Origin of the sequence: Cellulomonas sp. NPDC057328, assembly GCF_042667215.1 — a bacterium.
In the GTDB taxonomy this organism is placed as follows: Bacteria; Actinomycetota; Actinomycetes; order Actinomycetales; family Cellulomonadaceae; genus Cellulomonas.
Genome location: NZ_JBHUZW010000189.1, coordinates 1 through 4,312, shown reverse-complemented (window position 1 = coordinate 4,312; position 4,312 = coordinate 1). Strand labels below are relative to the sequence as shown.

4 protein-coding genes are annotated in these 4,312 nt (G+C 72.7%); 1 reads left to right on the top strand and 3 read right to left on the bottom strand.

Going from position 1 to position 4,312, the window contains the following annotated elements; genetic code table 11:
- The 3 genes from ACFUMH_RS18700 to ACFUMH_RS18690 form a co-directional block, all read right to left on the bottom strand.
- The coding region (locus tag ACFUMH_RS18700) for a carboxymuconolactone decarboxylase family protein (protein WP_378209057.1) at nt 1-447 on the bottom strand (447 nt) is incomplete at its 3' end.
- 96 nt (nt 448-543) lie between these two features.
- Entirely contained in the window at nt 544-1,359 is an 816-nt protein-coding gene (locus tag ACFUMH_RS18695) for a formate/nitrite transporter family protein (protein ID WP_378209055.1), read from the bottom strand.
- 80 nt (nt 1,360-1,439) lie between these two features.
- Nucleotides 1,440-2,384: a DUF808 domain-containing protein gene (locus tag ACFUMH_RS18690; protein ID WP_378209053.1), complete on the bottom strand. Its 945-nt coding sequence runs from the start codon at nt 2,382-2,384 to the stop codon at nt 1,440-1,442.
- A 328-nt stretch (nt 2,385-2,712) separates the two neighbouring features.
- On the opposite strand from ACFUMH_RS18690, the gene ACFUMH_RS18685 reads away from it, so the two are divergent.
- A complete protein-coding gene (locus tag ACFUMH_RS18685) occupies nt 2,713-4,242 on the top strand; it encodes a non-reducing end alpha-L-arabinofuranosidase family hydrolase (protein ID WP_378209051.1) in 1,530 nt (509 codons plus the stop codon).
- Nucleotides 4,243-4,312: the final 70 nt, after the last annotated feature.

The window sequence follows — 4,312 nt, the reverse complement described above, 5'->3', positions numbered from 1 at the left end:
ACCGACGACCAGGTCGCCGAGCTGCGCGCGCAGCTCGGCGACCTGGTCGTCGGTGACCTCCGGCGGGGTGGCGGTCGCCGCGTCGGCGAACGCGAGCGCGCGCTTCTCCAGGTCGCTGAAGCGGGTCGACGTCGCGTACTCCGGCACGGCCAGCAGGTCGTCGGCGCTGATCCCGGTGCGCAGCGCGAGCATCGCGCCGAAGTCGATGCACCAGGGGCAGCCGATGACGACGGCCACGCGGTGCTGCACGAGGTCCCGCAGCCGGTCCGGGAGGTGGTGGCGCCCGTTCAGCAGGACCGACTCGCCGAGGAGCTGCGACCAGAACACACCGCGGTGGTGCGCCGTGACCATGCCCGGCTCCATCACCTGGCCGAACATCCGACGGGTCGCGACGGCGACGAGCCGCGTGGACAGGCGCTGCCGTGCGGGCGGGGCGATGCGGGCCATGGGTCCTCCTCGTTCGGTGCCGCCCGGTCGGCGGCCGTCACGGGACCGACGACGCGGGCGGCCCGGGTGTGACACGCGCCGTGCGCCGCGCCGCGGTCACCGCTCCTCGTCGACCTCCCGGCGCTCCTCCGCCACCCGGTGCGGCACGCGCAGCAACCGGATCGCCGTGACGAGGACCAGACCGCCCGCCAGGTTGCCCAGCGCGGCCCAGCCGAGCCGGACGAGCCAGTCGGTGTAGCCGAAGTCCGCGCCGACGTGCAGGGCGGAGAACATGAGCAGCGAGTCCAGCACCGAGTGGAAGAGCTGCGGGCCGGCGAGCAGGGCGCCGAACAGGATGGCGGGCACGAGCTTGACGCCCATGCTCTCGGTGGCGTGCTGCATGCGCGTCATCAGGGTGATCACGGCGCCCGCCAGCACGGCCGAGCTGAACGACGCCAGGTCCAGCGGCATGGTGCCGAAGTGCTCGCCGGCCTCGACCGCGGTCGCGCGGACGGCGGGCACCGCGTGCACGATCAGCCAGGTCATCACCCAGCCGCCGGCGAGGTTCATGAGCAGCGTGGTGCCCCAGAGCCGCATCAGCTGGCTCAGCGTGCCGCGGCGTGCGACGACCGCCGTGACGGGCACCTGGAAGTTCTCCGTGAACAGCTCGCTGCGGGCGAGCAGCAGCGCGACGAACCCCACGGAGAACGCGAGCCCCGCCAGCAGGTGGTCGTCGGTCTGCTCGAGCACGACCAGGTAGGCGAGCACCCCCGTGCCGACGTCGATGCCGCCGAGCAGGCCGGTGCTGATCAGCGGCAGCCAGGGCCGCGAGAGCCGGTCCTGGCCCTCCTCGACGAGGCGGTCGAAGGCGTCCTCGATCTCCGGCTCGGGCTCGCTCGGGGGGACCGCGGGCGATGCACGGACGTCGGCCATGCCTCAGGGAACGGCATCCGCGGCGTCGGCGCGATCCGAACGGCGGTCCCGCGACGCCCTGTCCCCGCGGGCGCCGTCCCTCAGTGCGCCACGTGCCCCCGCCGCTTGTGGATCTGGTGGACCACCAGCGCGACGACGCCGCCGACGACGAGCCCGATCAGCGCGGACGCGAGCGTGTTGACGAGCCAGGCGAGGAACCCGCCGACGCCCTCGACGCCGTGCACGGCCTCCTCGAGGTGGTGGACGACGTCGTACAGGCCGTGCCAGCCGAGCTCGTCGACGCCGACGAGCAGGATGTGCCCGCCGACCCACAGCATCGCCGCGATGCCGACGGTCGACAGCACCGCCATGACCTTCGGCATCGCGGAGACCAGCCCGCGCCCGAGGCCGGCGACCGCACCGCTGCGCGTCCGCGCGAGCCGCAGGCCGATGTCGTCCATCTTCACGATGAGCGCGACGACGCCGTAGACGAGCACCGTGATCGCGAGCGCGACGACCACGAGGGACACGGCGCGGGCCACGAACGCCTGGTCCGCGACCTCGTTGAGCGCGATGACCATGATCTCGGCGGACAGGATGAAGTCGGTGCGCACGGCGCCCGCGACCATCTTCTTCTCGGCCTCGGGGCCCTGCTCGACGGCCGCGACCGCCCGCTCCGCCGCCTTGTTGCCGCGCAGCGCCTCCCACACCTTCTCCGCGCCCTCGAACGCGAGGTACGTGCCGCCGACCATGAGGATCGGGGTGAGCAGCCACGGCAGGAACTGGCTGAGCAGCAGGGCCGCGGGGAGGATGAACAGGAGCTTGTTGCGCAGCGAGCCGCGCGCGATGGCCCAGATCATCGGCAGCTCGCGGTTGGCCGTGACGCCGTGCACGTAGCGCGGGGTCACGGCGGTGTCGTCGATGACGACGCCCGCGGCCTTCGCGCCCGCGCGGCCCGCCGCGGCGCCGACGTCGTCGATGGACGCCGCCGCGAGCTTCGCGAGCGCCGCGACGTCGTCGAGGAGTGCTGCGAGTCCACCGGGCATGCGCGCCGCCACCTTCGTCCGTGCCGAGGCGCCCGCCGGTCGGACGTGCGCCGAAGCACAGGGTAGGTGCCGGCGGACCGCGCCGCCGCTCCCGGCGGCAGAGTCGGCGCGGTACCGGACGGCGCGGCCCGCGTCGTCACACCAACGCGCGTCGAAACGCTTAACCAGGGGACGAACCGCTTGGAACGGACCCGTCGGGCGGGCAATGTTAAGGCTAACAATCCGCGGCCGACGAGGGTCGCGGAGGGACCTACACCGGTGCAGACCGCGGGTCCCTGCCGTCGCCCGCCGACGGCGCCCGTCCCCTGATGACTCGAAGGAGAGCACCATGAGACCAGCACGTGCACCCCGGGCCCCGCAGCCCGCACGCGGACGACGGCGCTGGGTCGCCGCCCTCGTGGCGACGGCCACGGCCGCCGCGGCGAGCGTCCTCGCGGTCGTCGCCGCACCGGCCGCGTCCGCCGCGACCGTCGACACGAACGCGTCCTACGTGCTCGTCAACCGCGGCAGCGGCAAGGCGCTCGACGTCTACAACCTCGCGACCACCGACGGCGCCCGCATCGTGCAGTGGACGCGCAACGACGGCGCCCAGCAGCAGTGGCAGTTCGTCGACTCGGGCGACGGGTACTACCGGCTGAAGTCGCGCCTGTCCGGCAAGGTGCTGGACGTCTACAACTGGTCGACCGCCGACGGCGCCGCGATCACGCAGTACACCGACCGCAACCAGACCAACCAGCAGTTCCGGCTGCAGGACGTCAGCGGCGGCTACGTGACGCTCATCGGGCGCCAGTCCGGCAAGGCCGTCGAGGTGCAGGGCGCGTCCACCGCGGACGGTGCGGCCGTCGTCCAGTACGCGCCGTGGGGCGGCGCCAACCAGCAGTGGCAGCTCGTGCGGCTCGGCGGCGGTGGCACGCCGAACCCGTCGCCGACGACCACTCCCCCGCCGACGGGCACGTGCGCGCTGCCGTCGTCGTACCGCTGGCGGGACTCCGGTGTGCTCGCGCAGCCGCGGTCCGGCTGGGTGTCGCTCAAGGACTTCACGGTCGCGCCGTACAACGGCCAGCAGCTCGTCTACGCGACGACGAACACGGGCTCGGCGTGGCAGTCGACGGCCTTCGCGCCGTTCTCGGGCTGGTCGCAGATGGCCTCGGCGCAGCAGAGGTCGATGCCGTTCACGGCCGTCGCGCCGTCGCTGTTCTACTTCGCGCCGAAGAACATCTGGGTGCTGGCGTACCAGTGGGGCGGCCCGGCGTTCTCCTACCGGACCTCGACCAACCCGTCCGACCCGAACAGCTGGGGCGCGCACCAGACCCTGTTCACCGGCTCGATCTCGAACTCCGGCACCGGACCGATCGACCAGGCGCTCATCGGTGACGACCGGAACATGTACCTGTTCTTCGCCGGCGACAACGGGCGGATCTACCGCGCGAGCATGCCGATCGGGAACTTCCCGGGCAGCTTCGGGTCGAGCTACCAGACGATCATGACCGACACGCAGGCCAACCTGTTCGAGGCCGTCCAGGTCTACAAGCTCGCGGGTCAGCAGCGGTACCTCATGATCGTCGAGGCCATGGGCGCGCAGGGCCGGTACTTCCGGTCCTTCACGGCCACCAGCCTCGACGGCTCGTGGTCGCCGCAGGCCGCGAGCGAGTCCAACCCGTTCGCGGGCAAGGCCAACAGCGGCGCGACGTGGACCAACGACATCAGCCACGGCGAGCTGCTGCGCACCAGCGCGGACCAGACCATGACGGTCGACCCGTGCAACCTGCAGCTGCTGTACCAGGGCCGCTCGCCCAGCTCGGGCGGCGACTACGGCGCGCTGCCGTACCGGCCGGGGCTGCTGACGATGCAGCGGTGACCCCACGAGGCTGACCGGCGAGGTGGGGCCGGGTCACCGGCCCCACCTCCGCCGTCCCGGCGCCGCGGGC